This is a genomic window from Hyphomonas sp., assembly GCF_036964145.1.
Lineage (GTDB): Bacteria > Pseudomonadota > Alphaproteobacteria > Caulobacterales > Hyphomonadaceae > Hyphomonas.
The window spans coordinates 1-1,724 of record NZ_JBALUC010000011.1; the positions used below are offsets into that span (position 1 = coordinate 1).

General features: G+C 52.9%; 1 protein-coding gene and 1 pseudogene. One reads left to right on the plus strand and one right to left on the minus strand.

All coding sequences use genetic code 11. The features are described 5' to 3' along the window. Positions 1–255: 255 nt before the first annotated feature. Positions 256–1,191 (minus strand): IS110 family transposase, encoded by a 936-nt coding sequence (locus V7660_RS17145; protein ID WP_335604270.1) that lies wholly within the window; start codon positions 1,189–1,191, stop codon positions 256–258. Positions 1,192–1,390: 199 nt separating this feature from the next. Here V7660_RS17145 and V7660_RS17305 point away from each other — a divergent pair. Continuing rightward, positions 1,391–1,724, plus strand: a pseudogene (locus tag V7660_RS17305) (tyrosine-type recombinase/integrase); the annotation flags it as partial.

Consider the following 1,724-nt stretch of genomic DNA (forward strand, 5'->3'; position numbering starts at 1 on the left):
GCCCCAAAAGCAGCCTAATTTTTTAGGTCGCAATCTACTGAAAAGGGCCGGTATTGCCGGCCCTTTTTGTGACTATAGAGACTATAATAAGATCAGTTTTAGGCTCCACAACTATGGGCTGCGTCCCGCTCCATGTAGCGACACTTGTTCAGCACGACGCCCAAAGAGGTGGCTCGGGAAAAATGAACAGCAGGGATAGGTGAATTTTCCGCGCAACAGTAGCATGATGCTGCAAGCGAGGAGTATCCGTCTTGGTCAAGTTACTTTTTCAGCCCATTTTCGCTGATCTCGTAGGAGCGCATTAGCGAGGACAAGCAGTTTGCGCATGACAGCCGTGATGGCTACCTTTTTCTCTTTCCCAGCGGCCACCAAATGATTGTACTTGGCTTTCAGATCTGGATTGAACCGGATCGCGACAAGCGCTGGCATGAAGATGGCATTGCGCAAGTTAGGACGCCCACCCTGTATCCGCGCCTTTCCTTGCCATTTTCCCGAGCTTTGTGACATGGGTGCTACCCCTGCAAGACTGGCGACCTGTTTGTTACCCAGCGTGCCAATTTCGGGCATATCCACGAGGATCATAAGCGCTGTGATCATTCCAATTCCGGGAATGCTGAAGAGAATATCCAGTCGTTCACCCATGTGTTGATCTTGGCGCGCCAATTCCAGCATCAACGCATCAATTTTTTCAATATCACTTTCGATTTGGCGTAGGCGTTTTTCGAGCTGCTGCTTTACCAGAGCGTTAGAAACCGTAGCCTTGCGGGCCTTGGCTGCTGTACGGTCTTTGATGAGCGCCCGCCGCGCAGACAATAACTCTTTCAGATCATACAAACTTTCTGCGAAAGGAGGTTGAGGCACGAGTTGTAATGCGGCACCCATCTTCGCCAACATCTCGCAATCAACACGATCTGTTTTTGCCAGTTTCCCACTGGCCTGGGCAAATCTACGCGCCTGTTTTGGGTTCACTTTGACAAATGGGACGGATTGGTTGCCAAGCGCTCGCTCCAATTGTCGGTGATACGCACCCGTTGCCTCAAAGATAACCAGCTGCCCCGGCCGCAATTTAATCCACTTGAGCAGCTGTGTATGCCCGGCCTTTCCATTGAGAAACTGCCTATGTTGACCATCTGTCAAACGATACACATCAAGTGTGTCTTTAGAAATATCGATCCCAATGGTATTGTTCATGTGTCTTTTCCACCTTGTCTTGTCATACGGGCCCCAAGCCCAAGTATCCGTTCAGGTCATTAGAAAAGACGAGGGCGACCTTACTCCTCGACGGTCCGTCACGACCAAGAAGGAAACGATCCGACCCTCGCCGTCGCCCGGCATAAATGCCGTGCCGGACGACGGCTCCTGTATCGCACAAGAGCCAGGTTCAGGATAAGACAAGATGAAGCGCTACAAGCAGTTCCGCACACAGCCGCGCAGGTTGCCCGTGGTGTTCAGCGGCGAGGAAGTGTCTGATATTCTGATGGCCACACCAGGGCCGGGATTGAAGTATCGCGCTGCACTGAGCATTTCCTAAGGCGCAGGTCTGCGGGCCGCCGAGGTCTGTAACCTCAAAATCGACGACATCGACAGCGACCGCATGCTGATCCATGTCGAGCAGGGAAAGGGCCAGAAAGACCGCAAGGTTATGCTCTCGCCGGGATTGCTGGAGCTGCTGCGCACCTATTGGCGCGAGGCGCGGCCGGAAGGGTGGCTGTTTCCGGGTAAGC

What these genes read in the sequence shown, in the direction of transcription:
- V7660_RS17145 (WP_335604270.1), bottom strand. Translation starts at nt 1,191, where the DNA reads ATGAACAATACCATTGGGATCGATATTTCTAAAGACACACTTGATGTG.